Consider the following 25,349-nt stretch of genomic DNA (forward strand, 5'->3'; position numbering starts at 1 on the left):
GGCTGGTCCGCGCCGGTGATCGGGGCCGGGGCGCCGGCGCCCCGGATAGACCCGCCGGTCGGGGCGCCCCCGGCCGGTGGTGGCGGTGCCAGTGTCAGCAGCAACACCGAGAGCAGGATCGCCGGTCCCGCGCCGTGCCATCTCCTCGTCATGGTCGTGCAGCGTCGCGCCCCGCGTGCCCCCTCGCAACACCCCGAGCCATGCGCTGTGCACAACCAGCACCCCTGTGGAAAACGCCCACGACCCTCGATAATCTGCTACGCCCGTCCCGGCGCCCGTCCCGGCGCCCGTCCCGGCGCCCGTCCCGGCGCCCGTCCCGGCGCCCGACCCGACGCCCGACCCGACGCCCGACCCGACGACCTGATGGTCGACGATTTCGGAACCCAGGCGGCTGCGCCGAGCGTCGGAACGAGCGGCAACGTCGTGCCGGGTACGGAATCGGACATCCTGTGGCGCCGTCGAGGCCCGACGTCCACCCCTGAGCTGGGCGGCTCCGGCTCCGTTCAGCCGGCTCGCCTAGGCTGGACGGCCGGAGGCGGGGCCCCACCCACCGCCGGAACGACGAAGGAGCGGCGATGACCACAGTGGACGACGTGAGCCGGCCTTCCCGGTTGGCCGATCCCGACGAGGGCATCAGCATCGAGGAGCTGGGACTCGCCGCGCGTAACCACGCGCTGCCGCTGGAAGCGCTCCGCTACGACGTCACCCCGGTGGGCCTGCACTACCTGCTCATCCACTACGACATCCCGGACCTGGACCCGGGCCGGCACCTGCTGACCGTCGACGGCCAGGTCGACCGCCCGCTGACCCTCGATCTCGCCGCTCTGCGGGAGCGGCCCAGGGTCACCCGGCGGGTCACCCTGGAGTGCGCCGGCAACGGCCGGGCCCTGTTGACACCCCGACCGGTCAGCCAACCGTGGCTCTCCGAGGCGGTCGGCACCGCCGAATGGACCGGCACGCCACTCGCTCCGCTGCTGCGGGAGGCGGGGCTCGGCTCGGACGCCGTCGACGTGGTGTTCACCGGCGCCGACCACGGGGTGGAGCGCGGCATCGAGCAGGACTACCAGCGCGGCCTGCCGGTGGCCGAGGCACTGCGCGAGGAGGTGCTGCTGGCGTACGAGATGAACGGCCTTCCACTGCTCCCCCAGCATGGCGCGCCGCTGCGCCTGGTGGTGCCCGGCTGGTACGGCATGGCACACGTCAAGTGGCTGACCCGGATCACGGTGTTGGACCGGGAGTTCGACGGCTATCAGAACGCGGTGGCCTACCGGCTGCGCACCTCGGCCGACGACCCGGGCGTCCCGGTCACCCGGATCGAGCCCCGGGCGCTGGTCCAGCCGCCCGGCTTTCCGGACTTCATGTCGCGGACCCGGGTGCTACGTCCCGGATTGTGCACGGTGGAGGGCCGGGCCTGGTCCGGGCACGCTCCGGTGACCGCCGTCGAGGTGACCACCGACGGCGGTCTCAGCTGGGCGCCCGCCACCCTCGAACCGGCCACCGGGGCGGCGGAGTTGGTCAACGGAGCGGACCCGGATTCGGCGGGACAGCAGGAGTCGGCGGGACAGCGGGAGTCGGCGGGACAGCGGGAGTCGGCGGGACAGCGGGAGTCGGCGGCGCGGGGACCGGCCGTGGACGAGCGCTGGGCGTGGCGCCGCTGGCGGTACGAGTGGCCGGCGACTCCCGGCCGGTACACGCTCGGTGCCCGGGCGACCGACGCGTCCGGGCGCACCCAGCCGATCGAGCAGCCGTGGAACCGGGGTGGGTTCGCGAACAATCTGGTGCAGCGGGTGGAGGTCGTGGTCACCGAGGACCACTAGGCCATCGGGCTCCGCCGGGTACCCGGGCGTGCGCTGCGGTGCCGCTGGCGCGCTGCGGTAGCCCCGGCCCGGCCTGCGCTGCCGTATCCCCGGCGTGCGCTGCGGTGCCGCTGGCGTGCGCTGCGGCGCGGCTACCGGAGGATCGGCCGCCGGGCGTGCCAGTGTTCGGCGGCCGCCGGCCTGCCCGGCGTCCCCGGCTCAGGCGGAGACCCGGCCGACGACGCGACCAGGAGAGCAGTGGATCTTGCTAGTTGCAGCGGGGCGGCGGTCAGCCTCCGCGACGGGGCCGGTGGTCAGCCGTCGACTCCGGGAGCCGTCGGAATGCTGATGATCATCAACCGCCGAATCCAGAATCAGCGGGAAGGGAGATGTCCGGCTTTTCGAGTTCTTCGACGTTGACATCCTTGAAGGTCATTACTCGGACATTTTTCACGAAGCGCGCCGGCCTGTACATATCCCAGACCCAGGCGTCGTGCATTTCCACCTCGAAGTAGACCTCGCCGTCGGAGTTGCGGACGTGCAGATCAACCTGGTTCGCCAGATAGAACCGCCGCTCGGTCTCCACGACGTAGGAGAACTGGCGAACGATGTCGCGGTACTCCCGATAGAGCTGCAGCTCCATCTCGGTCTCGTACTTCTCGAGATCTTCCGCGCTCATCCCACTCCGCCTTCCATGGCCACATCTTCCCCCACCAACGTTGACGGCCGTAGCCGCTCGCCCAACGCCACGCCGACGGTACCCCCTGCCCGGCCCCCGTGCGCCATCGACTCGATCCCACCCAGCTGCGCCGGACGCCGGGAGCGCGGCGGCCGACCGACCCGGCCGGAGACGGTCGCGACGTTGACGTACGAGAAGCGATGTTCCGGACACGGACCGTGACGCTCCAGTGCGGCGCTGTGCTCGGCGGTGATGTATCCCTTGTGCTCGGCGAAGCCGTACCCGGGGTACTGGTCGTGCAACTCCACCATGATCCGGTCCCGGGTGACCTTGGCCAGCACGCTCGCCGCCGCCACGCAGGCGGCGACCTGGTCGCCCTTCCAGACCGCGAGCCCCGGCACGCCCAGCCCGTCCACCCCGAACCCGTCGGTCAGCACGTAGTCCGGCAGCACGGCGAGGGAGGCCAGCGCCCGGCGCATCGCCGCCAGGTTGCACACGTGCAGCCCCCGGGCGTCCACCTCCGCCGCCGGGATGACCACCACGGCGTACGCCAGCGCCCGCGCCACCACCTCGGCGTAGATCCGCTCCCGGGTGGCCGGGGTGAGCAGCTTCGAGTCGGCCAGCCCCTCGATCTCGCCGCGCCGGCCGTCCGGCAGCACCGCCGCGGCGGCCACCAGCGGGCCGGCGCAGGCCCCCCGGCCGGCCTCGTCGGCCCCGGCGACCTGCGGAAATCCGCGTCGCCGCAGCGCGCGTTCCATGGCGTAGATGCCGCCCTCGCGGCGGATCACGGTACGGGGTGGGGTCAGCACCGCTACTCGCTCTCCAGCGCCCGGCGCAACAGCTCGGGCAGGTCGGTCGGATAGAACCGTTCCGTCGTCCGCTCCAGCTCGTCGATCGACCACCAGCGGTGGGTGTCGATCGTCTCCTGTTCGACCGCGTCGAACCCGGCCGTGTCCACCGCCCAGGCGGCGACCCGGACGAGGAAGAAGTGCTGTTCCTGGCGGAACCACCGGCCACCGAAACTGAACTCGGTGGTCTCCTGCCAGACCGGCTCGCCGAACTCGGCCGGGCCGAGCCGCAGGCCGGTCTCCTCGGCCAGCTCGCGGGCGGCACCGGCCGCCGGGGTCTCGTCGGGATCCAGGCCGCCGCCGGGGGTGAACCAGTAGCGGTGTTCGGGGCGGGCCGGATCCCAACCGTGGAACAGCAGCACCCGACTGTCGGCGTCGACCAGGAGCACCCGGGCGGCCTGGCGGGGGCTGAACACGGTCACCCGGTCAGCCTAGCCGCGTCCGCGCCCGGCCCGCCGCCGGCCGCGCGCCGTCGGTCAGCCCTGCGGCTCCGGGATCGCGCCGTAGGAATCGGGTACGGAGAGCCAGGTGGCCCGGCCGACCGGCCAGAAGACGGTGAAGGCCCGTCCCACCACAGACTTCTCCGGAATCGTCGCCACCTGAATGTCCTTGCGGCTCTGCTGGTAGTGCTCCAGCGAGTCGCCGGAGGCGGAGCGGTGGTCGCCCATCACCCAGAGTCGCCCCTCCGGGACGGTGATGTCGAACTCCTCGTCGGCCGCCGGATCCCGTACCCCGTTCTCGGTGAAGATGTACGGCTCGTCCAGCGACTGACCGTTGATCATCAGTCGGTCCTGCGGGTCGCAGCAGACGATTCGGTCGCCGCCGACGCCGATCACCCGCTTGATGAAGTCCTCACCCTTCGGATTGCCGGTCCACTGGGTGGGCGCCTTGAATACGATGATCTCGCCCCGGTGCGGCGACCGGAAGTCGTAGACCAGCTTGTTGACGAGCACCCGGTCGTAGATGTCGAGGGTGTGCTCCATCGACGGCGACGGGATGTAGAAGGTCTGCAGCACGAACGCCCGGACCAGCACCGCGACCAGGATGGCCACGCCCACCAGGATGGGCAGCTCCCGCCAGAACGAACTGCGGGGCTTGGACTTGTCGGTCTGCTCGTCAATCACGGGTGGAGCCTACGGTGCCGAGTCCCGCGAAAGCGCCGGGAACGCGCGGTAGCGAGCAGAGAGCCCAAGATTGGCATAGCAATTGCTATTTCTCCCGTGTCTGCGCTGTTTTGCGGACTGTCGGCGGGCGCTTCACCGGGAGCGGATGCCGCCGCCGGTTTCGGCAGTTTGTCGAAGCCGTCCGGCACCGGCAGCGAACTCCAGTGTCCGAACGGCCAGACGACCACGAAGGCCCGGCCGATCACGTTCTCGATCGGTACCGGACCCTGGCAGCGCGCGTCCTGCGACACCAGTCGGTGGTCGCCCATCACGAAGATCTGGCCCGCCGGGACCACCACCTCGTCGAACCGCCGCGACCGGCATTCCTGGCGGTTGGGTGGGAGGTCCAGTGGGGAGTTCTCCAGCACGTACGGCTCGTCGATCGGGGCACCGTTGACGGTCACCCGACCCTGGTCGTCGCAGCACTGCACCCGGTCGCCGGGCAGCCCCACCACGCGCTTGATGAAGTCCTTCTCGCCGGGCCGGCTCACTCCGACCAGGTCTCCGATGGTGCGGCCGAGCTTGGCCACGAACCCCGGATCGGCCGCCTCGCGGACCTCGGGCGCCCAGGCCGCCGTACCCCGGAACACCACGATCTCGCCGCGGGCCGGGTCGCGCACGTCGTAGACGATTTTGTTGACCAGGACCCGGTCGCCGATCAGCAGGGTGTCCTCCATGGACCCCGAGGGGATGAAGAACGCCTGGAGCAGGAAGGTCCGGATCAGGACCGCCAGGCAGAACGCCACGATCAGCAGTAGCGGAAGCTCCTGCCACAGTGGCATCTGCTTACGGGTACGGCGGGATCGTCGGGGCCGACGACGCCACGGTTCGACATCGTCCTCGTCGTCCACCCTACGCACCACGCAACTCCCCGGTCCCGAGATACAGCGCCATCACCCACTGGCTGGTGACGGGCACCGCGAGCCGAAGCGCGGGGTGAACGGGCGACCCCGGCAGTCGCCGGGGTCGCCGCGTCTCGCGTCTGCCCGTGCGGCCAGCGTAGTCGGCGTTCGCCGGCTCGGCACCCCGCGATCGGCGTCGCTCGCGGTCAGCGGGAGGTCAGCCGACCCGCTTCTCGCGCTTCTCCTTGATCTTGGCCTTCTTGCCGCGCAGCTCGCGGAGGTAGTAGAGCTTGGCCCGGCGCACGTCACCACGGACCATGACCTCGATCCGGTCGATACCCGGGCTGTTGATCGGGTACGTCCGCTCCACCCCGACCCCGAAGCTGATCTTGCGTACGGTGAAGGTCTCCCGCAGGCCCGCTCCGTGGCGCCGGATGACGACACCCTCGAAGACCTGGACCCGGGACCGGCTGCCCTCGATGACTCGGGCGTGCACCTTGACGGTGTCACCGGCTCGGAAGTCGGGCACGTCGGTCCGCTGCGACTGGGCGTCGAGGGCGTCCAGGGTGTTCATCGCTGCATCCTTGAAGACTCACGGCGCACCGGGCGTCGGCGCGCGGATGGGTGATTCTGATCTCCACGGCGGGGCCCGGCACGCAACCCCGGCGGAGATCCTCGCAGCCGTCCGTGGCACGGGCGACTGCGGCAACCCCCCTACTTTGCCATATCGTCGGCCGGAGGCTGAAATCCGGCCCCGGCCAGGGCGGCCACGTCCCGTTTGTCCAACTGCTCCGCCGGCAGCGCGGCGAGCATGTCCGGCCGGCGCCGGGCCGTCCGGACCAGCGCCTGGTCGCGGCGCCACCGGGCGATCCGGCCGTGGTCACCCGAGCGCAGGATTTCGGGTACGTCGTGTCCGCGCCAGCTCGGCGGCTTGGTGTAGACCGGCGCCTCCAGCAGACCGTGCGCGTGCGACTCCTCGGCGAGCGACTCGGCGTTGCCGAGCACCCCGGGGAGCAGGCGGGTCACCGCCTCCATGATCACTAGGACCGCGACCTCGCCGCCGAAGAGCACGTAGTCGCCGAGCGAGATCTCGGTCACCGGCATCCGGGTGGCGGCGTGTTCGAGTACCCGCTGGTCGATCCCCTCGTACCGGCCGCAGGCGAAGACGAGGTGGGACTCGGCGGCCAGCTCGTGCGCCACCGCCTGGCTGAACCGCGCACCGGCCGGGCTGGGCACCACCAGCCGGGCGCCTGACTCCTCGCCGGCCGGCACCAGGGCGTCCAGCGCCTCGCCCCAGGGCTCGGGCCGCATCACCATGCCGGGCCCGCCGCCGTACGGGGTGTCGTCGACCGTACGGTGCACGTCGTGGGTCCAGGTCCGCAGGTCGTGCACGGCGACGTCGAGTACGCCGGCCGCCCGGGCCCGCCCGATCAGGGAGAGCTCCAGCGGAGCCAGGTACTCGGGAAAGATCGACACCACGTCGACGCGCATCTGCGGAAGGGCCCTCTCGACGGCTCCCGGTCAGCGGAGCCGGGTCGGACGACGGACGTGAACCGGACTCAGAGGTCCAGCAGGCCCGGCGGCGCGTCCACCACCACCCGGCCGGCCGCCAGGTCCACCTCGGGGACGATCGCCTTGACGAACGGGATCAGCGCGGTCCGCCCCTCGGGGCGGCGCAGCACCAGCAGCTCCGAGGCGGGGGCATGGTCGATCCGGGCCACCTCGCCGAGCGGCTCGCCGGCCGGTGTGACCACCGTCAGACCGACCAGCTGATGGTCGTTGAACTCGTCCGGGTCGGCCGGGGCCGGCAGCTCGGCGCTGTCGACCCAGAGCAGGGTGCCGCGCAGCGCCTCGGCGACGTCGCGGTCGTAGACGCCGTCGAAGGTGACCAGCAGCTTGCCCTGGTGCCAGCGGGTGGCCTCGACGGTGAGCTGCTCCGGCACCCGGACCAGCTCGCCGTGCTCGGTGACCGTGGGCGGCGTCGCGGGGCCGGTGCCGGAGGCCGCCGCCGGGTCGGTGCGCAACACCGTCCCGGCGGCGAACCGTGCCTCGGGATCGTCGGTCCGCACCTCCACGGTCACCTCACCGCGGATGCCGTGCGGACGGCCGATCCGGCCGACGATCAGGAGCATCGGGATCCGCGGATCAGTACGAGTCGACGATGTCGACGCGTACTCCACGGCCACCGATCGACCCGATCACCTGGCGCAGCGCCTTCGCGGTACGGCCAGAGCGACCGATCACCGTACCCAGGTCCTCGGGGTGCACCCGCACCTCCAGGCGCTTGCCGCGCCGGGAGTCGACCATCCGGACCCGTACGTCGTCCGGGTGGTCGACGATGCCCTTGACCAGGTGTTCGAGCGCCGGCCGGAGCGCCACGTCAGGCCTGCTCGCCGGAGTCCGCACCGGCCTGCTCCTCGGTCTTGGGGGCCTCGGCGGGTGCCGCCTTCGCCTCGGCGGGTGCCGCCTTGGCCTCGGCCGGTGCCGCCTTCGCCTCGGCCGGTGCCGCCTTGACCGCCTTCTTCGCCGGCTTGGCCGACTCGGTCAGCCCGGCCGCCGCCTTCGCCTCGGCCTCGTAGGCCGCGGTGCGGTCGGCCCGCTCCGGCGCCACCAGCAGCGGCGGCGGGGCCGGCAGGCCCTTGAACTTCTGCCAGTCGCCGGTCTTCTCCAGCAGGCGCTGGACGGCCTCACTCGGCTGCGCGCCGACAGAGAGCCAGTACTGCACCCGGTCCGACTTGACCTCGATCACCGAAGGGTGCTCCTTCGGCTGGTAGATCCCGACGAACTCGATCGCCCGACCGTCACGCTTGGTGCGCGAGTCGGCGACGACGATGCGGTATTGCGGGTTGCGGATCTTACCCATCCGCAGGAGCCGGATCTTTACGGCCACAGTGTGTTCGCTCCTGTTGCGATTCTCACCGTCCCGGACTCGGGCGGTGCGCGGGTGAGAGCCGACCGGCACAGTGGGGTTGAGCCGGGGACTGCTCGATGGACTGGCGACACGCCCGGGTTAGAGGGCGCCGGACGCGCGCCGGATACCAGCGACCCATTCTGCCAGACCCGGCCCGGGAACCTCACACCGGCCGGCGAACTCGCCGGCAAGCTCGCGGCAGGGCCCGCTCCCGGGCGATCATGGCGGCCCACGGCCCTGGTCAGGGGTGGTGGCCCTCCTCGCCCGCCCGGGGCGTGCCCAGCGGACCTCGCTCAGCCCTTGACCGCACCCTGGAGGCCGCCGACGATCTGCTTCTCGGCGAAGGTGAAGAAGAGCAGTGCCGGCAACATCGCCAGCGAGGTGAAGGCGAGAATTCCCGCCGTGTCGGAGGTGTACTGGCTTGAGAAGTTCTGCACACCGAGTGGCAGGGTGTGCAGATTGACGTCGCCGAGTACGAGCAGCGGCAGCAGGAACGCGTTCCAGCTCGCCACGAACGCGAGGATTCCGACCGTGACGAGCGCGGGCCGCGACAGCGGCAGCACGATCAGCCAGAGGAAGCCGAGCCGGCCCGTACCGTCGATCGCGGCGGCGTCCTCCAACTCGCGCGGGATGGCGGCGAGGAAGGGACGCAGGATCACGATCGTGAGCGGCAGCGCGAAGGCGATCTGCGGCAGGATCACCGCGTAGTAGGAATTGATCAGGTTCAGGTCGCGCAGCATCAGGTAGAGCGGCAGGATCGCCGCCCCGGCCGGGAAGAGCAGACCGAGCGTGAAGAAGGTGTAGAGCGCCTCGCGCCCGCGGAAGGTGTAGCGGGCGAGCACGAACGCGGCGCAGACGCCGAGCACCACGACGCCGAGGGTCGTACCCAGGGCGATCACCGCGCTGTTGAAGGCCTGGCCCCAGAAGTCGCTCTGGGTCAGCACCCTGGCGTAGTTGTCGAAGACCCACGGGTCGGGCAGTCCGGCCGGGTTCGCGACGATCTGCGGGGTGGTGCGGAAACCGCCGACGATCACGTAGACGACCGGGGCGATCGACACGGCCGCGACCGCGAGCGCCAGCGCGTAGGTGAGCGGGTTGCCCCAGGACACCGGTCGGCGCTTGGACGGTGGGGGCAGGACAGCGTTCGCGGCCACGGTCAGTTCACCCTTCTGGTGATGGCGCCCTGGATGTCACGGCGCAGGAGGAAACGCTGGAACAGCAGCGCCGCGACGAAGGAGATGACGAAGAGGATCACGGCCACCGCGTTGCCGTAACCCCAGAGCCGGGCGAAGAAGCCGTTGTCGACCATGTAGGTCGCCATCGTCGCCGACGCGCCGAGCGACCGGACCGAGGAGACCGAGGTCACCCAGATCACGTCGAAGACCTGCAACGAGCCGATCATCGACAGGAACATCCAGATCCGGATCGTCGGGCCGAGCAGCGGGAGCGTGATGTGGCGCTGCACCTGCCACCAGCTCGCACCGTCGATCGCGGCGGCCTCGGTCAGCTCGTGCGGCACGTTCGACAGGCCGGCGAGCAGCAGGATGATGGCGAAGCCGACGTACTTCCAGGTGAGGACGAAGAGCAGCGTCCAGATCACGACGTCGAGGTCGGCGAGCCACGCCTGCACCAGGCCGCCCAGTCCCAGCGACCGCATCAGGGCGTCGACCGTCCCGCCGTCGGTGAGGATCAGCTTCCACATGATGCCGACGGTGACCTCGGCGAGCACGTAGGGGACGAAGACCAGCAGGCGGAAGACGGTACGGCCGCGGAAGCGACGGTTGAGCAGCAGCGCCACGCCGAGCGCGATGGGGCCCTGGATCAGCAGCGACCCGACCACGATGATGGCGTTGTTGCGCAGCGCGTCGAGGAAGATCGGGTCCTCGAAGGCGAGGACGTAGTTGTCGAAGCCGACGAAGTCGGTGGGCGGTCCGACGCCGCGCCAGCGGAAGAGGCTGTAGTAGACCGCGAAGCCCATCGGCACCAGCACGAACATCACGTAGACGATGACCGCCGGGGTGGTGAGCCCGATGATCTCGTACCACTTGCGTCGGTTCTCGGCCCCGCGCGAGGACGGCCGCCTCCGGGCGGGCCGGAGACCCGCCGGTGGCGCGGAGGCGCCACCGGCGGGGTTCAGGGTTGAGTTGGTGGAGGTCACTTTCGTGCGGCCGCCTTCATAGCCTCGACGACCTTCTCAGGGGTGCCGCTGCCAGCGAAGATGGCGACGATCGCGTCGTTCATCGCGTTGCCGACGGTGCTGCCGAAGGCCGTGTCCAGCCAGAGCTGTACGTAGGTCGCGCTGGTGGTGGCTTCGAGGATGGACTTCAGGGCGGGGTCCGCGACGCCGCCCTCGGCGCCCTTGGCGACGGGCAGGCCGACGCCGGTCTCGGCGTAGCCCTTCTGCACCTCGGGGCTGACGATGTACTTGAGGAACTCGACGCACTCGGCCGGAGCGTTCTTGGCGCAGGAGAACCCGTCACCACCGCCGAGGGCGGCCTTCGGGTCGCCGGCCGAACCGGTGATCGCCGGTACCGGGAACCAGCCGAGGAACTTGGCCAGCGCCGCCTTGTCCTCCGCGACGGTCTCCAGGGTGCCCTTGTTCCAGTCACCCATGAGTTCCATCGCGGCCTTGCCGTTGGCGAGCAGGCCGTTGGCGCTGGTCGGGTCGTTCTGGCCCGGGGTGGCGATGAAGTTGGGCTGGAACGGGTTGGTACCGATGAAGGTCTTCAGGTCCGCGCCGGCCTTCACGAAGCACGGGTCGTCGAAGACGGCCTCGTTGGAGGCCTTCTTCAGGGTGTCGACCGAGCAGGCGCGCATCGCGAAGTTGTACCACCAGTGCGCGGCGGGCCACTTGTCACCGGCGCCGAGGGCGATCGGGACGACGTTGATCGCCTTGAGCTTGGTGACGGCGTCGTTGAGCTCGTCGAACGTGGTCGGCGGGGCGGAGATGCCCGCCCGCTGGAACATGTCCTTGTTGTACCAGATGCCCTCGATGCCCATCCGGTACGGCAGGCCGTACTGCTTGCCGTCCACGGCCCAGATCTCGGCCGCGCTGCCGATGTTCTCGATCTCCGCCTTGGCCTCGTCGGTGATGTCCTTGAGGTAGTCGGCCTCCACCTGCTCGCGCATCTCGCCGCCGCCCCACGCGTTGAAGATGTCCGGCGGGTCGGCGGTCAGCAGGGCGGCGGGGAGCCGGGTGCGCTGGAGCTGGTTGGTCTCGATCGCCTCGATCTCGATCGTGACGGTCGGGTGCAGCGCGGAGAAGTCCTTGGCGACCTTCTCCCAGTAAGTCTTGCCGGGACCGTCCTGCGAGGCGTTGTGCCACCAGGTCAGGGTCACCGGGTTCTTGTAGAGTTCCTCTTCAGCGGGCTCTTCGCTCTCGCCGCCGCCACATCCGGCAGCAAGGAGTGCGCTGGTCGTAAGCAGCGCCAGGACGGTGCCCGCGCGGCCTTTCATCGCCATCGAATGTCTCCTCGACTAGTCAGTCGCGGTACTCAACCTGAACGGGGAGTTTTACAGCCGCGTAACGCGGTGTCAACCGTTGTCGATAACGTTTTCGACTCCCCTGTCATGGGGCGCTGGCAGCCCTCTATCATCGTCGGCGTGGCGTTTCCGCAGCGCGTCAAGATGTCGGACGTGGCCCGTACGGCCGGCGTCTCCGTCGCGACGGTATCCAAGGTGGTCAATGGCAGGTACGGCGTGGCGCAGGCGACCGTGGAACGCGTCCAGCAGGTCATCCACCAGCTCGGGTACGAAGCCAGCCTCGGTGCGCAGAGCCTGCGCAGTCACCGCACCAACGTGTTGGGCATCCTGGTCGCCGAGTTCGAGCCGTTCTCGACCGAGCTGCTCAAGGGGGCGTCCCGGGAGGTCGCCGGCACCGGATACCAACTGCTGGCCTACTCCGGCGGCGACGGCGACCACACGGCCATCGGCTGGGAGCGGCGGTCACTGGCCCGGCTCTCCGGAACGCTCATCGACGGGGCCGTGATCGTCACCCCGACCGTGGTCGAGACCAACCAGGGCTTCCACGTCGTGGCCGTCGACCCGCACACCGGCCCCTCCGGCCTGCCCACCGTCGACTCCGACAACTTCGCCGGCGCCGTACTCGCGACCAACTACCTGCTCTCGCTCGGTCACCGCCGGATCGGGCACATCAGCGGACGCTACGACCTCGAGTCCGCCCGGCTGCGCGAGGCCGGATTCCGCAAGGCGATGGCCGACGCCGACGTCCCGGTCGACGAGCGGTTGGTGCGGGTCGGCGGGTTCCGGATCGAGAGCGCCGCCGGTACGGCCGCGGAGCTGCTCGCCCTCCCCGACCGGCCGACCGCGGTCTTCGCCGGAAACGACCTCTCCGCGATCTCCACCCTCGACGTCGCCCAGAGCATGGGCCTGCGGGTACCCGAGGACCTATCGGTGATCGGTTTCGACAACGTCCCGGAGTCGGCGCTGGTCAACCCGCCGCTGACGACCATCATGCAACCGCTGCAACGGATGGGCGCCGAGGCGTTGCGCCTGCTCATCGACCTGATCGGCGGCGTCGAACGGGACACGCACATCCGGCTCCCCACCGAGCTGGTCGTCCGGGCGTCCTGTCGCCCCTACGCCGCCGACCGGCTGCCGCAGCTGCCGCTGCCCGCCAGCGTCACCCCCACCGGCGGCTGACCCCGGCGCGGATCGGCGCCACCCGGCACGCCCCGGCTCCCCGGCACGCCCCGACCCCCCGGCGCGGGGCGGCGGCGCCCGGCACGCCCTCGGCTCGTCGCCGGGTCAGCGCACCGGCGGGCGGTCCCAGCCGGGTGGCAGATCCGGCGCGGTCCAGGCCGGGTCGGGGACGAAGTCGCACCAGGTGCCGTCGAACGGGAACTGCGCCGCCTCGGCGATCTTGATCACCCGCTCCCCCTCGGCCCGTACCGCCGCCGCGTCCGGCACCCAGTAGTGCTCGGGGAGGGCGAGCCGCTCGGCGAACTCCTCCTCGTCCTTCCACTCCCAGGTGTGGTCGGGCCAGACCACCACGTCGAGGTCCTGGTCCACCATGTCGACCCCGGCCAGGTCGCCGTCGTCCCAGCGGACGCCGTGCTCCTCCAGGTTGACGTACCAGCTGGCGAACCGCTCCGAGGCGTCCCGGAAGAACCAGACCGAGTGGTCCGCGCCGGCCGGCAGGAACTTCAGCACCGGCGGGCCGTTCCAGGTCCCGACGTGCAGCCGGTGGTCCGAGGTGACCCACTCACGGAACGGCAGCGCCCGCATGCCCCGGCCGTCCGCGGTGACCTCGCTGGCCACCCGGGTGCCCCGGGCGACCCAGAGCAGCAGCCCACGGTCGTCGTCGCTGACCACCCGGGCCGGACGGACCCAACCGATCCGGCCCCGCCGCACGTTGCGGTGCACGATGACGCGGCCCGGTGCGAAGCGCATCCTGATCCCGGTCCGGTCGGCTCAGTAGGAGCGGGCGAGGATGGCGGTCAGCTCCGGCTCGTCCTCCGAGTCCGGCACCGAGCCGTCGGCCCGGCGCAGGCAGCGGACGGTCACGCCCTGGGCGTTCGCCTCCGCCTCACCCTCGGCGCCGACGGCCGACCACGGCACCCGGGCGAAGCCGGTGCCGGCCGCCTCGATCGCCTCGGCCAGCGACTCCACCGAGACGGTGTGCGACTCGCGCCGGGCCAGCGCCTCGTCGTAGAGCGCCTTCTGGTCGGCCTCCAGCGCGGCGAGCACCCCCGCCACCACGTCCGGCACCGGGACCGGAGTCTTGGCGCCGGTGGTCCGGCGGACCAGCACCGCGTTGCCGGCGGCCAGGTCGCGGGGACCGAGCTCGACGCGTACCGGATAGCCCTTCAGCTCGGCGTCGACGGCCCGGCGGCCGAACGGGGTCTCCACCCGGTCGTCGAGCGCGACCCGGACCCCGGCGTCGCGCAGCGCGTCGCAGAGCTTCGCGGCGGCCTCGGCGACGCCGTCGCCGGCCTTCACCACCATCACGTACGCCTGCACCGGCGCCAGCCTCGGCGGCACCCGCAGCCCGTTGTCGTCGCCGTGGCACATGATCAGCCCGCCGAGCATCCGGGTCGAGCTGCCCCACGAGGTCGTCCAGGCGTGCTCGACGCTGCGCTCGGCCGAGGTGTAGGTGATGTCGAAGGCGCGGGCGAAATTCTGCCCCAGCTCGTGCGAGGTGCCCATCTGGAGCGCCTTGCCGTCGCCCATCATGCCTTCGAGCGTGTAGGTGCGGGTGGCACCGGCGAACCGCTCCCGGGCGGTCTTCAGCCCGACCAGCACCGGAATGCCGAGCACCCCGACCATGAAGTCCTCGTAGACCTCGTGCAGGATCTTCCGGGCGTACGCCCGCGCGTCGGCCTCGTCGGCGTGCGCGGTGTGCCCCTCCTGCCAGAGGAACTCGCTGGTCCGCAGGAAGACCCGGGGCCGCAGCTCCCAGCGCACCACGTTGGCCCACTGGTTGAGCAGCAGCGGCAGGTCGCGGTAGGAGTCGACCCACTTCGCCATGAACTCGCCGATCACCGTCTCGCTGGTCGGCCGGACCACGACCGGCTCGGCGAGCTGCTTGCCGCCACCGTGGGTGACCACCGCCAGCTCGGGCGAGAAGCCCTCGACGTGCTGTGCCTCGCGGCGCAGGTAGCTCTCCGGGATGAAGAGCGGGAAGTACGCGTTCTCGGCGCCGGCCAGCTTGATCCGGGCGTCCATCTCGGCCTGCATGCGCTCCCAGATGGCGTAGCCGGCCGGTCGGATGACCATGGTCCCCCGCACCGGGCCGTTGTCGGCGAGCTGCGCCTTGGCGATCAGGTCCTGGTACCAGCGGGGGAAGTCCTCCGCACGGGGAGTGAGCACGCGTGCCATGAGGGCACATCCTATGCGCCGACGCCCGAGCCGACGCGCCCGGCCCGCTGGTGCTCGTACCCGCCCGGCGGGGGGCCGGTCAGCGCACCACCCGGCCGCGCAGCACGATGCGCTCCGGTGCGCGTACCACCCGCAGGTCGGTCCGGGGGTCGGTGGGGTACACCACCAGGTCGGCGAGGCCCCCCTCGACCAGGCCGGGGAAGCCGAGCCAGTCCCGGGCCCGCCAGGAGGCGGCGGCCAGGACGTCGACGCGGGACATGCCGGCCCGCTCGTGCAGCAGCAGCATCTCCTCGGCGGCCAGCCCGTGGTCGATCCCGCCGCCCGCGTCGGTGCCGACGTAGATCGGCACCCCGGCCTCGTACGCCGCGCCGACCACGGTGGGAAAGTTGTCGCGGAGCGCGAGCATGTGCTTGGCGTACCCGGGGAACTTCGCGGCGGCCCGCTCCGCGATCTCGCCGAAGGTGTCGATGTTGATCATCGTGGGCACCAGGGCGGTGCCGCGCCGGGCCATCTCGTCGACCAGGTCGAGACTGACCCCGGTGCCGTGCTCGACCGAGTCGACCCCGGCCCGGACCATCACCTCGACCGCCGACTCCGAGAAGGTGTGCACGGCTGCCCGGGCGCCGGCCGCGTGCGCGGCGGCCACCGCAGCGGCCACGGTCTCCGGATCCCAGGAGGGTGCCAGGTCGCCGACGTTCCGGTCGATCCAGTCGCCGACCAGCTTGACCCAGCCGTTGCCGGCCCGGGCCTGCTCGGTCACCGCCGCCGGCACGTCGGCGGCCTCGACCTCCACCGCGATGCCCCGCAGGTACCGCCTCGGCGGCGCGACGTGCCGCCCGGCGCGGGCCAGTCGGGGCAGGTCCGGCTCGTCCTCCAACTCCGGGTACGGGAACGGCGAGCCGGCGTCCCGGATCGCCAGCACCCCGGCGTCCCGGTCGATCCGGGCCAGCTCGCGGGCCTGGTCGAGCGAGGTGATCGGCACCGCGCCGGGGGCGATGCCCGGGTGACAGTGCGCGTCGACCAGACCCGGCAACACGAAGCCGCGATCGGCCACCGTCACCGCTCCGGGGACCGGGGTGAAGGTGACCCGGTCGCCGACCAGCCACAGGTCGCGGACCTCGTCGTCCGGGAGCACGACCCCTCGTACGTGCAGCGCCATGCGCACATTCCTACCCGATCGGGCTCGGCCCACCCGTCGCACCCCGGCCCGCCCCGCCGAGGAACACCCCTGGACCCGGAACTATGCCTCGGCGCGCCCGCGCAGGCCGGCCCAGCGGGTGGTCAGGGCCGGCAGGTCGATGGTCACCTTCCACGGCCGCTCGGTGCTGAAGACGTCGTCGGTGTGCACGGCCGGCTCGTATTCGCCGGACGGGCCGAGCACGAACTCGGTGAGCGTCATCCGCTCGTGCAGCGGGTCGACAACCCAGTAGGTCGGCACCCCGGCGTGGGCGTAGACCCGGGCCTTGGCGTACATGTCCCGGAAGGTGGAGTCGGGGGAGATCACCTCGACCGCGAGGATCGCGTCCTGCACCGGGACCGGGCTGCGGGTGACGTGCTCGGGGCGCAGCGCCACCACGTCGGGCCGGGGCTCGTTGCGCCGGTCGACCCGCATCGACAGGTCGATGCTGACCACGTACTCCGGCGGGCAGTTCGCTTCGAGTGCGAGCAGGATGCGGACACAGAGGTCCTGGTGCAGGTGGGTGGGGGACGGCACGATCAACCTTCCGTTGACCAGTTCGTACGGAAGGTCCTTCGGCAGCTCGCCGAGGTCGTCGACCGTCCACTCCTGCCGCTCCGGCAGCATCGGCGCCGCGGACATGACCACTCCTTCCCGGTGTCGCCGTCACCCTACGCGGTCAGGTTATCGCCCGCTGTCCCCGACGACGGACATTGTGTCCGTCGTCGTCACTTCTCGTCCGGACGCTTGCCGAGCTTGTTGAAGTCGATCTTCGGCAGCTTGAAGCCGGGCGGCAGGCCCTGGCCGCCCTGCAACGCGTTCGGGTCCAGCCCCGGCGGCAACTGCGGCATGCCGCCCGGGAAGCCACCGGCCGGGCCGCCGATCCGGGGCCGGCCGCCGCCCTTGGTGCCCTTGCGCTTGTTCTTCGGCGACTTGGTCGCCTTGCGCCGGCCGCCGGGCAGGCCCATCATGCCGCCCATCTGCTTCATCATCTTCTGCGCCTCGGCGAAGCGGTTGAGCAGCTGGTTCACGTCCATCACGGTGACGCCGGAGCCGTTCGCGATCCGGGCCCGCCGCGAGCCGTTGATGATCTTCGGGTTGGTCCGCTCGCCGGGGGTCATCGACCGGATGATCGCGGTGACCTTGTCGAAGTGCTTGTCGTCGACCTCGGCCAACTGGTCCTTCATCTGCCCCATCCCGGGCATCATGGCCAGGACGTTGGCGATCGGGCCCATCCGGCGTACCGCGATGAGCTGGTCGAGGAAGTCCTCCAGGGTGAACTGCTCGCCGCCCATCAGCTTGGCGGTCATCTTCTCTTTCTGATCGGCGTCGAAGGCCTGCTCGGCCTGCTCGATCAGTGTGAGCACGTCACCCATGCCGAGGATCCGGCTGGCCATCCGGTCCGGGTGGAAGACGTCGAAGTCGGTCAGCTTCTCGCCGGTGGAGGCGAAGAGGATCGGCTGACCGGTGACCTGCCGTACCGAGAGCGCGGCACCACCGCGCGCGTCACCGTCGAGCTTGGAGAGGACCACGCCGGTGATCCCGACGCCGTCCCGGAACGCCTCGGCGGTGCGTACGGCGTCCTGACCGACCATCGCGTCGATCACGAAGATGATCTCGTCCGGGTCGACCGCGTCCCGGATCGCGGCGGCCTGCGCCATCATCTCGGCGTCGATGCCGAGCCGGCCGGCGGTGTCGACGATGACGATGTCCCGGGCGGCCCGCCGGGCGTGCTCGATCGACGCCTTGGCGACCTGGACCGGGTCGCCGACCCCGTTGCCGGGCTCCGGCGCGAAGACCTCGACCCCGGCCCTGCCGCCGAGCACCTGCAACTGGTTGACCGCGTTGGGCCGCTGGAGGTCGGCGGCGACCAGCAGCGGCTGGTGTCCCTGCCCCTTCAGCCAGCCGGACAGCTTGCCGGCCAGGGTCGTCTTACCGGAGCCCTGGAGGCCGGCGAGCATGATCACCGTCGGGGGCTGCTTGGCGAACTGCAACCGGCGGCCCTCGCCGCCGAGCACCGCGACGAGTTCCTCGTGGACGATCTTGATTACCTGCTGGGCCGGGTTGAGCGCCTGGGAGACCTCGGCACCCCGGGCCCGCTCCTTCACGCTGGCGATGAAGGACTTGACCACGGGCAGCGCGACGTCCGCCTCCAGCAGCGCCAGCCGGATCTCCCGGGCGGTGGCGTCGATGTCGGCGTCGGTGAGGCGACCCTTGCCACGCAGCTTGGTGAAGATCCCGGACAGGCGGTCACTCAAAGTGTCAAACACGGCGCAGCATCCCGTTTGTCGTATTTACCCGAGCATGGCATGGCCGAGGCACGGATGCCCGGCCACCGCAAGGGTAGCCGCCCGCATCTCCCGCCGCCTCGACCCCGCCCCGGCCGGGCCGGGCGGAGCGGGCGGGGTTGTGGGCGGGCGCACAGGCGGGGCAGCTCGACAGTCTCGCGGTCAACCTACCCCCGGCCGGGCGCCGAGGGCCCGGCCTCAGGGCTCGACCAGACCGGACTGGTAGGCGTACACCACCAACTGGGCCCGGTCCCGGGCGCCGAGCTTGACCATGGCCCGGCTGACGTGGGTACGCGCCGTCGCCGGACTGACCAGCAGCCGGCTGCCGATCTCGTCGTTGCTCAATCCCTCGCCGACCAGCCCGACCACCTGCCGCTCCCGCTCGGTCAGCGTCTCCAGCCGGGGATGCGGCCGGAGCACCCGGGACGGCCGGGTGGCGAACTCCCGGACCACCCGCCGGGTCACCGACGGGGAGAGCAGCGCCTCGCCGCCAGCCACCAGCCGGATCGCCCGGAGCAGCTCGACCGGCTTGGTGTCCTTGGTCAGGAAGCCGCTGGCACCGTGCCGCAGCGCCTCGAAGACGTACGAGTCGAGTTCGAAGGTGGTCAGCACGACCACCCGGGTACCGGCCAGCTCCGGGTCGGCGACGATCCGCCGGGTCGCCTCGATGCCGTCGATCCCGGGCATCCGCACGTCCATCAGCACCACGTCGGGGCGCTCCCGCCGGGCCACCGCCAGCGCGGCCAGCCCGTCGGCCGCCTCACCGACCACCCGCAGGTCGGACTCGCTCTCCACCAGGGCGCGCAGCCCCAGCCGGACCAGGTCCTGGTCGTCCGCGATCAGCACCCCGATCGGCCCGCTCCGCCCGGTCATTCCACCGTCCTCCCCGGTCATCGCCGCTCTCCGGTCATCGCCGCTCCCCCGTCATCGCCGCTCCCCCGGTCAGTCCCGTGCCCGCGCGGGCAGCCGGGCGAAGACCCGGAACCCGCCGCCGGGACGCGGCCCGACCTCCAGCGCGCCGCCGAGCGCGTCGATCCGCTCCCGCATCCCGGTCAGCCCGTGCCCCTCGCCCGGACCGGCCGCCCCCGAACCGCCGTGCCCGGTGTCGACCACCTCCACCGTCACCTCGTCCGGCAGGTACCCGATCCGGACCGTCGCGGCGGCGGTGCCGGCGTGCCGCAACACGTTCGTCAGCGACTCCTGCACCACCCGGTACGCGGCCAGGTCGACCGCCACCGGCAGCGGCCGACGGTCGCCCTCGCACTCCAGGGTGACCGTCAGCCCGGTCTGGCGCAGCCGGGCGGTCAGCGCCGCCACCTGGTCCAGTCCGGGCACCGGCGCGCGGTCGACGGCGGCGTCCCGGCGGACCACCGAGAGGGTGACCCGAAGCTCGTCCAGCGCCTCCCGGCTGGTCCGGCTGATCGCCGTCAACGCCGTCTCCGCCTGCTCCGGGCGCTTCGCCAGCAGGTGCAGGGCGATCTCGGCCTGCATGTTGATCGCGGCCAGGCCGTGCCCGACCACGTCGTGCACCTCCTGGGCGATCCGCAGCCGCTCGTCGTCGGCGAGCCGGCGGGCCTGCTCGATCCGGTCCCGGGCGGCGGCCTCCCGGTTGTTGCGCACCGTGACCCCCACCGCGAACGGTACGACGATCCACGCCGCGCCCGGCAGCAGACCGGACAGCCCCACCGGTTCGCGCAGGGAGACGAAGACGTGCACCAGTACCGCCGCCAGGGCCGGGGTGCAGCCGAGCACCGCCCGGCGGATCGGCAAGTGCCGGGCGACGGTGTAGACCGCGACGAAGAACGAGAACAGGATCGGCCCGTACGGATAGCCGGCCACCAGGTACGCCGAGGCGGCCACGGTGCCGAACGCCAACGTGACCAGCGGCCAGCGGCGGCGTACCACCAGCGCCAGCGCCGCCACCGTGACCAAAAGGTCGGCCCAGCCGTCGACCGGGGCGGCGTGCGGGAAGTTCTGCGCCGCGGCGCGGGTGCCGACGTACCCGACGAGCAGCAGCACCAGCGCGAGCGCGGCGTCGGCCAGCAGGCTGCTCCACCGCCCGTCGGCCCGGCGCAGCCCGCCGTCCGCCTCCCGTCCCCGCGTCGCCATCTGTGCCGAGGATGTCATGCCGGCACCCCTGTCTGGCGGCCGTGCAACCGTCGGCACGCCCGTCGAATGCTCAGAGGATGTCCCGGCGGTGCAGGTACGCCCCGGCCAGCAGGACGAAGCCGAGCAGGTACCCGGCGAGGACGACCGCCGCCTGGCCACCGCCGACGACGGCGGCGACACCGGGCGTCTCCGGGCCGGCACCGAGCGCCGCCGCCAACGCCCCCGCGTTCGGGCCGGGCAGCCCCTTCTGGAGTTCCGCCACCCAGGCCAGGATCGGCGCGGCGACGCCGGCCAGCAGGTTCTGCACGGCGAGCAGCCAGACCAGGCCGAGCCCGATCGGCAGCGCCACCCCGCGCAGCAGCACCGCCAGCAGCACCCCGAAGCCGGCCCAGACCATGCTGATCAGCCAGCCGGCGCCGATCCCGACCGCGACGTCACCGACCGCCGGCCAGTGCACCGGCTGCGCCTGCGCCACCGCGATCAGCAGGCTGGTCAGCGCGCCGACCGCGAAGAGGGTCAGCACCAGCACCAGGGTCGCGGCGGCCAGCACCAGCAGCTTGCCCAGATATACCGACAGCCGGGACGGCCCCTGGGTGAGCAGGGTCTTCCAGGTTCCCCAGGCGTACTCGCTGCCGACGGTGAGCACCGCCAGGATCAGGCAGATCGCGCCGAGGAAGACCGGCAGTCCGCCGATCGAGTTGCCGACCAGCCGGGCCGGCAGCAGCGCGTCGAGCGCCCGGTCGCTGCGCACCCCGGCGGAACCGTCGGCGTAGGCGGCGTACGGGACGAGATAGGTGAAGACCAGGCTGAGTACGACCGCCACGGCGAGCAGCAGCCAGGTCCCCGGTCGGCGGAGCAGCTTGACCGCCTCCGCCGCACAGCTAGCCCACATGGTCGGTCCCTCCGGTCAGTTCGAAGAACACCTGCTCCAGGTCACGTTCCAGCGGACGCAGTTCGCGTACCGCCACTCCGGCGCCGACCAGCTCGGTGTTGAGCCAGGCGGCCCGGTCCGGGTCGACCGACAGGTCCAGCCCGCCGTCGACCACCCGCACCCGGTCGGGGCCGAGCAGTGCCCGTACCCGCTCCTCGGCACCGCCCAGCGGCTCGGCCAGGACCCGCAGGCCGGCCGTACCGCGCAGCTGCGCGACCGTGCTCTCGGCGACCAGCCGGCCCCGGGACACCACGCCGACCCGGTCACAGACCTGCTGCACCTCGCCGAGCAGGTGGCTGGAGAGCAGTACGGTGCAGCCGGCCGCCGCGAGCCGGCGGATCAGGGCCCGCATGTCCGCCATCCCGGCCGGGTCGAGCCCGTTCGTCGGCTCGTCCAGGATCAGCAGCCGGGGATCCTTCAGCAGCGCGGCGGCGACCCCGAGCCGCTGCTTCATCCCGAGCGAGTAGCTGGCGTACCGGTCGCCGGCCCGGTCGGCCAGGTCGACGAGTTCCAGCACGGTCCGGATCCGGATCGGCGGGGTACCGGTGAGCCGGGCCAGCACCCGCAGGTTGTCCCGGCCGGAGAGGTGGGGGTAGCAGGCCGGCCCCTCGATCAGCGCGCCGACCCGGGCGAGTTGGCCGGGGGCGCCGGGTGGCCGGCCGAAGAGCCGGACCGTGCCGGCGGTGGGCCGGACGAGGCCGAGCAGCATCCGCAGGGTACTGGTCTTGCCGGCGCCGTTCGGGCCGAGGAACCCGTACACCTCGCCGCGCAACACGGTGAGGTCGAGCGCGTCGACGGCGACGAGGTCGCCGTACCGCTTGGTCAGCCCGCTGGTCCGCACCGGATGCGGCGGTCCGGCCGGGCTGGGTGGCGTTTCCGTCATGCCCCCGACGATCCCGCCCGGCGGGGCCGGCGGCGTCGCCCGCCGGGCGGCCTTCCGGCTACGCCCGCTGACGTAGTCGACCGGCCCGGCGCCGGTCAGCCGGCGGCGGCGAGCACGGCTGCCTCGACCCGGTCCCGCTCGGCCTGGTCGGGCCAGCTCCCGACCAGGTAGAAGGCGTCGACGACGTCACCGCCGAGGGTGGAGATCCGGGCCGCCCGCACCTGGGCGCCGGCCTCGTCGAGCGCGCTGCTGACCCGGTAGAGCAGCCCGCCGGCGTCGGCGGCCCGCAGCTCCAGCACCACGGCGTCGGTGGCGGCGGCCCGGTGCCAGACCACCCGGGGCGGCGACCCGCCGCCCCGGGCCGCCAGCGCGCGCCCGCGCAGCCGCTGGGTCACCGAGACGTCCCCGGTGACCGCCCGCCGCAGGTCGGCGGCGAGCGCGACCGGGTCGGGCGGGGTGCCGTAGCGCGGCTGGACCAGGAACTCGACCAGGGCGGTCTCGCCGACCATGCTGGCGTCGGCGGCGAGCACCTCCAGCCGGTGCAGGGCCAGGCAGCCGGCGACCGCGGTGAGCAGGCCCCGCCGGTCCGCCGCGGCCACCGCCACCCGCTCCCCTTCCAGGTGTACGGCCGGCAGCGGCCCCGCCACCAGCGCCGGGTCCGGGGTCGGCGGCTCGGGAAGCCGGCCGGTGTCGAGCCTGGTGTGCACCCGGCGGACCAGTTCGGCGATCAGCCGGGCCTTCCAGTCCGACCAGGCGGCCGGCCCGGTCGCGCGCGCGTCGGCCCGGGCCAGCGCGTGCAGCAGGCTCAGCGTGCCGGTGTCCCGGACCGCCTCGGCCACCCGGGCGATGGTGACCGGATCGGCGAGGTCCCGCCGGGTCGCCACCTCGGGCAGCAGCAGGTGCAGCCGGACCAGCCGCTCGATCAGGTCGACCTCGGCCGGCGGCAGCCCGATCCGGGCGGCGATCCGGGCCGCGATCGGCGCCCCGACCACGCTGTGGTCCCCGCCGAGCCCCTTGCCGACGTCGTGCAGGAAGGCGGCGAGCAGCAGCAGGTCGGGCCGGTCCACCTCGCGGGCGTACCCGGTCGCCTCGGCGGCGGCCTGCACCAGGTGCCGGTCCAGCGTGTAGCGGTGTACCGGGTTGTGCTGCGGCAGGCTGCGCATCCGGGGCCACTCCGGCAGCCACCCGTCGACCAGGCCGTACCGGTCGCAGGTCTCCCAGGTGCCGACCAGCCCCGGGCCGGCACCGAGCAGGGTGATCAGCGCCGTCCGGGCGGCCGGCGGCCAGGGCGTCGGCAGCGGTGGGCAGTACGCGGCGAGCCATTCGCAGGTGGCCCGGGCGATCGGCAGTCGGGCGCTGGCCGCGGCGGCGGCGACCCGCAGCGACAGGCTCGGGTCGGGACGGGCCCCGATGGCGGTCCGGGCGAGGACCAGTTCGCCGTCCTGCTCCACCACGTCCCGGGCGACCGGGCGGCGCAGCGGCCGGCCGTCGGCGCCCCGGCGCCGCCCGGAGCGGAGCCGGTCGGCGGCCCGCCAGGCGTCGTCCAGGGCGTGGCTGATGGTCCGGGCGTCCCCGGCGACCTGGCGCAGCAGCGCGTCGCCGGGCTCGGCGACGGCCCGCGCCGCCTCTTCGCCGTCTCCGGCAGTGTCCCCGGCGGCGTCCCCGCCGTCGGCCGGACCGTCGCCGTCGGGGGGAAGCTGTCGAGGGGCGGGGCCGACGGTGCCGGGCCGGAGTTGGCGCAGCCCGAGCAGGCCGGCCACGCCGGCCCGCTCCTGGGCGAGCAGCCGGTCGACGCGGCGGCCGACCGAGGTGTGCAGGGCGTCCCGGGTGTCCAGCATCCGCAGGTGCGCGGCCCGGACCGCCGGGCGGAGCGCGTCGCTGATCCCGGCGAAGGCGATGGCCCGGAGCAGCGCCACGTCCCGCAGGCCGCCGGCCGCCTCCTTCAGGTCGCCCTCCAGCAGGAACGCCAGTTCGCCGTGCGCCTGCCAGCGGGTCGCGGTGATCTCGCGCAGCGCCGGCAGCGCGCGTACGGCGGTCCGCCGCCACTGGTCGGCGGCGGCGTCGACCAGCCGGGCGGCGAGTTCCCCGTCCCCGGCGACGTGCCGGGCGTCGAGCAGGCCGAGTGCGACCTTGACGTCGTCGTGTGCGACGGAGAGCGCCTCGGGAATGGTCCGTACCGAGTGGTCGAGGCCGAGCCGGGCGTCCCAGATCGGATACCAGAGCGCGGCGGCCAGCTCGTCCATCCCGGGCACCCCGGAGTGCAGCAGGACCAGGTCGAGGTCGCCGCAGGGTGCGCACTGCCGGCGGCCGAGTCCGCCGACCGCGACCAGGGCGACCCCCTCGACGGTGGTCGGATCCGCGCCGCCCCGACCGCCGGCCGTCTCCCGTAGCCCGGCGGCGAGCAGCCCGGTCAGCCAGGCGTCCAGCGCCGCCGCCCGCTGCTCGCGGGCGGCGGCGCCGATGCCGGGGACGACCAGGGGCCTCGGGTCGAGCTGACCGGTGGTCGTCGGCGCGGGTCCCCTGGTCATCGTGACGGTCGCCTAGAGCGCGTCGAGGCCGCGCTCGCCGGTACGGACCCGGATGACGTCCTCGACGCCGGTCACCCAGACCTTCCCGTCACCGATCTTGCCGGTCCGGGCGGCGGTGACCACCGCGTCAACCACCTTGTCGACGTCGATCTCGTCGGTCAGCACCTCGACCCTGATCTTCGGCAGGAACTCGACGGTGTACTCGGCACCCCGGTACACCTCCGTGTGGCCCTTCTGCCGTCCGTACCCCTGGACCTCGCTGACGGTCAGGCCGGCCACGCCCAGGGCGTGCAGCGCCTCCTTCACCGCGTCCAGCTGGTACGGCTTGATGACCGCGGTCACCAGCTTCATATC

The 25,349-nt window shown here is 72.4% G+C and carries 26 protein-coding genes; 2 read left to right on the forward strand and 24 right to left on the reverse strand.

The features are described 5' to 3' along the window. Window positions 1–575: 575 nt before the first annotated feature. Window positions 576–1,817: a sulfite oxidase gene (locus C6361_RS16310; RefSeq protein ID WP_107268244.1), complete on the forward strand. Its 1,242-nt coding sequence runs from the start codon at window positions 576–578 to the stop codon at window positions 1,815–1,817. A 334-nt stretch (window positions 1,818–2,151) separates the two neighbouring features. On the opposite strand, the gene C6361_RS16315 is transcribed toward C6361_RS16310, so the two are convergent. The 13 genes from C6361_RS16315 to C6361_RS16375 form a co-directional block, all read right to left on the reverse strand. Further along, window positions 2,152–2,475 carry a DUF2469 domain-containing protein gene (locus C6361_RS16315; protein ID WP_007075222.1) on the reverse strand — a complete coding sequence of 108 codons (324 nt, stop codon included), beginning with the start codon at window positions 2,473–2,475 and terminating at the stop codon, window positions 2,152–2,154. Then, window positions 2,472–3,284 carry a ribonuclease HII gene (locus C6361_RS16320; RefSeq protein WP_107258450.1) on the reverse strand — a complete coding sequence of 271 codons (813 nt, stop codon included), beginning with the start codon at window positions 3,282–3,284 and terminating at the stop codon, window positions 2,472–2,474. The genes C6361_RS16315 and C6361_RS16320 overlap by 4 nt, the downstream gene beginning before the upstream one ends. Before the next feature lie 2 nt (window positions 3,285–3,286). Then, window positions 3,287–3,745 (reverse strand): NUDIX hydrolase, encoded by a 459-nt coding sequence (locus tag C6361_RS16325; RefSeq protein WP_107268245.1) that lies wholly within the window; start codon window positions 3,743–3,745, stop codon window positions 3,287–3,289. Between the two features lie 54 nt (window positions 3,746–3,799). Beyond that, the gene (gene lepB, locus C6361_RS16330; protein WP_107258448.1) at window positions 3,800–4,447 is read right to left on the reverse strand and encodes a signal peptidase I; all 648 of its coding nucleotides are present in this window, start codon (window positions 4,445–4,447) and stop codon (window positions 3,800–3,802) included. Then, on the reverse strand, window positions 4,444–5,349 hold the full coding sequence (gene lepB / locus C6361_RS16335; RefSeq protein WP_107258447.1) for a signal peptidase I: 906 nt from the start codon (window positions 5,347–5,349) through the stop codon (window positions 4,444–4,446). The genes lepB (C6361_RS16330) and lepB (C6361_RS16335) overlap by 4 nt, the downstream gene beginning before the upstream one ends. Before the next feature lie 196 nt (window positions 5,350–5,545). Then, window positions 5,546–5,902 carry a 50S ribosomal protein L19 gene (rplS, locus tag C6361_RS16340; protein ID WP_107258446.1) on the reverse strand — a complete coding sequence of 119 codons (357 nt, stop codon included), beginning with the start codon at window positions 5,900–5,902 and terminating at the stop codon, window positions 5,546–5,548. Between the two features lie 140 nt (window positions 5,903–6,042). Then, the gene (gene trmD / locus C6361_RS16345) at window positions 6,043–6,819 is read right to left on the reverse strand and encodes a tRNA (guanosine(37)-N1)-methyltransferase TrmD (protein WP_107268246.1); all 777 of its coding nucleotides are present in this window, start codon (window positions 6,817–6,819) and stop codon (window positions 6,043–6,045) included. Between the two features lie 68 nt (window positions 6,820–6,887). Next, a complete protein-coding gene (gene rimM / locus C6361_RS16350) occupies window positions 6,888–7,460 on the reverse strand; it encodes a ribosome maturation factor RimM (protein ID WP_107258444.1) in 573 nt (190 codons plus the stop codon). Between the two features lie 13 nt (window positions 7,461–7,473). Continuing rightward, window positions 7,474–7,734: an RNA-binding protein gene (locus C6361_RS16355; protein ID WP_199853371.1), complete on the reverse strand. Its 261-nt coding sequence runs from the start codon at window positions 7,732–7,734 to the stop codon at window positions 7,474–7,476. Next, window positions 7,709–8,218 (reverse strand): 30S ribosomal protein S16, encoded by a 510-nt coding sequence (gene rpsP / locus C6361_RS16360; RefSeq protein ID WP_107258443.1) that lies wholly within the window; start codon window positions 8,216–8,218, stop codon window positions 7,709–7,711. Before rpsP ends, C6361_RS16355 begins: the two co-directional genes overlap by 26 nt. 314 nt (window positions 8,219–8,532) lie before the next feature. Then, window positions 8,533–9,399, reverse strand: a complete 867-nt coding sequence (locus tag C6361_RS16365) for a carbohydrate ABC transporter permease (protein WP_107258442.1) — start codon at window positions 9,397–9,399, stop codon at window positions 8,533–8,535. Next, window positions 9,396–10,397 (reverse strand): carbohydrate ABC transporter permease, encoded by a 1,002-nt coding sequence (locus C6361_RS16370; protein WP_107258441.1) that lies wholly within the window; start codon window positions 10,395–10,397, stop codon window positions 9,396–9,398. The genes C6361_RS16365 and C6361_RS16370 overlap by 4 nt, the downstream gene beginning before the upstream one ends. After that, window positions 10,394–11,701, reverse strand: a complete 1,308-nt coding sequence (locus tag C6361_RS16375) for an extracellular solute-binding protein (RefSeq protein WP_107258440.1) — start codon at window positions 11,699–11,701, stop codon at window positions 10,394–10,396. Before C6361_RS16375 ends, C6361_RS16370 begins: the two co-directional genes overlap by 4 nt. A gap of 141 nt (window positions 11,702–11,842) precedes the next feature. Here C6361_RS16375 and C6361_RS16380 point away from each other — a divergent pair, with 141 nt between their 5' ends. Further along, complete coding sequence (locus tag C6361_RS16380) at window positions 11,843–12,901, forward strand: LacI family DNA-binding transcriptional regulator (RefSeq protein WP_234359524.1); 1,059 nt, start codon at window positions 11,843–11,845, stop codon at window positions 12,899–12,901. Between the two features lie 105 nt (window positions 12,902–13,006). Here the strand turns inward: C6361_RS16380 and C6361_RS16385 are convergent, their stop codons facing one another. The 11 genes from C6361_RS16385 to C6361_RS16435 all read right to left on the reverse strand — a co-directional run bounded on the left by C6361_RS16385 (window position 13,007) and on the right by C6361_RS16435 (window position 25,346). Continuing rightward, the gene (locus tag C6361_RS16385) at window positions 13,007–13,651 is read right to left on the reverse strand and encodes a DUF402 domain-containing protein (protein WP_107268248.1); all 645 of its coding nucleotides are present in this window, start codon (window positions 13,649–13,651) and stop codon (window positions 13,007–13,009) included. A 21-nt stretch (window positions 13,652–13,672) separates the two neighbouring features. Beyond that, window positions 13,673–15,079 (reverse strand): proline--tRNA ligase, encoded by a 1,407-nt coding sequence (gene proS / locus C6361_RS16390; RefSeq protein WP_107268249.1) that lies wholly within the window; start codon window positions 15,077–15,079, stop codon window positions 13,673–13,675. A gap of 79 nt (window positions 15,080–15,158) precedes the next feature. Next, window positions 15,159–16,238 carry an amidohydrolase family protein gene (locus C6361_RS16395; protein WP_107268250.1) on the reverse strand — a complete coding sequence of 360 codons (1,080 nt, stop codon included), beginning with the start codon at window positions 16,236–16,238 and terminating at the stop codon, window positions 15,159–15,161. 81 nt (window positions 16,239–16,319) lie between these two features. After that, window positions 16,320–16,898, reverse strand: a complete 579-nt coding sequence (locus C6361_RS16400) for a Uma2 family endonuclease (RefSeq protein WP_107258435.1) — start codon at window positions 16,896–16,898, stop codon at window positions 16,320–16,322. Between the two features lie 86 nt (window positions 16,899–16,984). After that, window positions 16,985–18,526, reverse strand: a complete 1,542-nt coding sequence (gene ffh / locus C6361_RS16405; protein WP_107268251.1) for a signal recognition particle protein — start codon at window positions 18,524–18,526, stop codon at window positions 16,985–16,987. 216 nt (window positions 18,527–18,742) lie between these two features. Beyond that, on the reverse strand, window positions 18,743–19,417 hold the full coding sequence (locus tag C6361_RS16410) for a response regulator transcription factor (protein ID WP_107263931.1): 675 nt from the start codon (window positions 19,415–19,417) through the stop codon (window positions 18,743–18,745). Between the two features lie 69 nt (window positions 19,418–19,486). Next, on the reverse strand, window positions 19,487–20,653 hold the full coding sequence (locus C6361_RS16415; RefSeq protein ID WP_107258433.1) for a sensor histidine kinase: 1,167 nt from the start codon (window positions 20,651–20,653) through the stop codon (window positions 19,487–19,489). 70 nt (window positions 20,654–20,723) lie between these two features. Continuing rightward, window positions 20,724–21,545: an ABC transporter permease gene (locus C6361_RS16420; protein WP_107268252.1), complete on the reverse strand. Its 822-nt coding sequence runs from the start codon at window positions 21,543–21,545 to the stop codon at window positions 20,724–20,726. Continuing rightward, the gene (locus C6361_RS16425) at window positions 21,535–22,467 is read right to left on the reverse strand and encodes an ABC transporter ATP-binding protein (protein WP_107268253.1); all 933 of its coding nucleotides are present in this window, start codon (window positions 22,465–22,467) and stop codon (window positions 21,535–21,537) included. The genes C6361_RS16420 and C6361_RS16425 overlap by 11 nt, the downstream gene beginning before the upstream one ends. Before the next feature lie 95 nt (window positions 22,468–22,562). Continuing rightward, window positions 22,563–24,995, reverse strand: a complete 2,433-nt coding sequence (locus tag C6361_RS16430; RefSeq protein WP_107268254.1) for a [protein-PII] uridylyltransferase — start codon at window positions 24,993–24,995, stop codon at window positions 22,563–22,565. Between the two features lie 12 nt (window positions 24,996–25,007). Beyond that, the gene (locus C6361_RS16435; protein ID WP_196205300.1) at window positions 25,008–25,346 is read right to left on the reverse strand and encodes a P-II family nitrogen regulator; all 339 of its coding nucleotides are present in this window, start codon (window positions 25,344–25,346) and stop codon (window positions 25,008–25,010) included. Between the last annotated feature and the right edge of the window lie 3 nt (window positions 25,347–25,349).

This window comes from Plantactinospora sp. BC1 (genome assembly GCF_003030345.1).
Taxonomy (GTDB): Bacteria; Actinomycetota; Actinomycetes; order Mycobacteriales; family Micromonosporaceae; genus Plantactinospora.

Coding starts and splice junctions, on each gene's coding strand:
- rimM (WP_107258444.1), bottom strand. CDS start 7,460: ATGCTCCTGATCGTCGGCCGGATCGGCCGTCCGCACGGCATCCGCGGT.
- rplS (WP_107258446.1), bottom strand. CDS start 5,902: ATGAACACCCTGGACGCCCTCGACGCCCAGTCGCAGCGGACCGACGTG.
- C6361_RS16395 (WP_107268250.1), bottom strand. CDS start 16,238: ATGGCGCTGCACGTACGAGGGGTCGTGCTCCCGGACGACGAGGTCCGC.
- C6361_RS16425 (WP_107268253.1), bottom strand. CDS start 22,467: ATGACGGAAACGCCACCCAGCCCGGCCGGACCGCCGCATCCGGTGCGG.
- C6361_RS16310 (WP_107268244.1), top strand. CDS start 576: ATGACCACAGTGGACGACGTGAGCCGGCCTTCCCGGTTGGCCGATCCC.
- proS (WP_107268249.1), bottom strand. CDS start 15,079: ATGGCACGCGTGCTCACTCCCCGTGCGGAGGACTTCCCCCGCTGGTAC.
- C6361_RS16435 (WP_196205300.1), bottom strand. CDS start 25,346: ATGAAGCTGGTGACCGCGGTCATCAAGCCGTACCAGCTGGACGCGGTG.
- C6361_RS16385 (WP_107268248.1), bottom strand. CDS start 13,651: ATGCGCTTCGCACCGGGCCGCGTCATCGTGCACCGCAACGTGCGGCGG.
- C6361_RS16375 (WP_107258440.1), bottom strand. CDS start 11,701: ATGGCGATGAAAGGCCGCGCGGGCACCGTCCTGGCGCTGCTTACGACC.
- C6361_RS16415 (WP_107258433.1), bottom strand. CDS start 20,653: ATGGCGACGCGGGGACGGGAGGCGGACGGCGGGCTGCGCCGGGCCGAC.
- C6361_RS16430 (WP_107268254.1), bottom strand. CDS start 24,995: ATGACCAGGGGACCCGCGCCGACGACCACCGGTCAGCTCGACCCGAGG.
- C6361_RS16400 (WP_107258435.1), bottom strand. CDS start 16,898: ATGTCCGCGGCGCCGATGCTGCCGGAGCGGCAGGAGTGGACGGTCGAC.
- trmD (WP_107268246.1), bottom strand. CDS start 6,819: ATGCGCGTCGACGTGGTGTCGATCTTTCCCGAGTACCTGGCTCCGCTG.
- C6361_RS16410 (WP_107263931.1), bottom strand. CDS start 19,417: ATGACCGGGCGGAGCGGGCCGATCGGGGTGCTGATCGCGGACGACCAG.
- C6361_RS16315 (WP_007075222.1), bottom strand. CDS start 2,475: ATGAGCGCGGAAGATCTCGAGAAGTACGAGACCGAGATGGAGCTGCAG.
- C6361_RS16420 (WP_107268252.1), bottom strand. CDS start 21,545: ATGTGGGCTAGCTGTGCGGCGGAGGCGGTCAAGCTGCTCCGCCGACCG.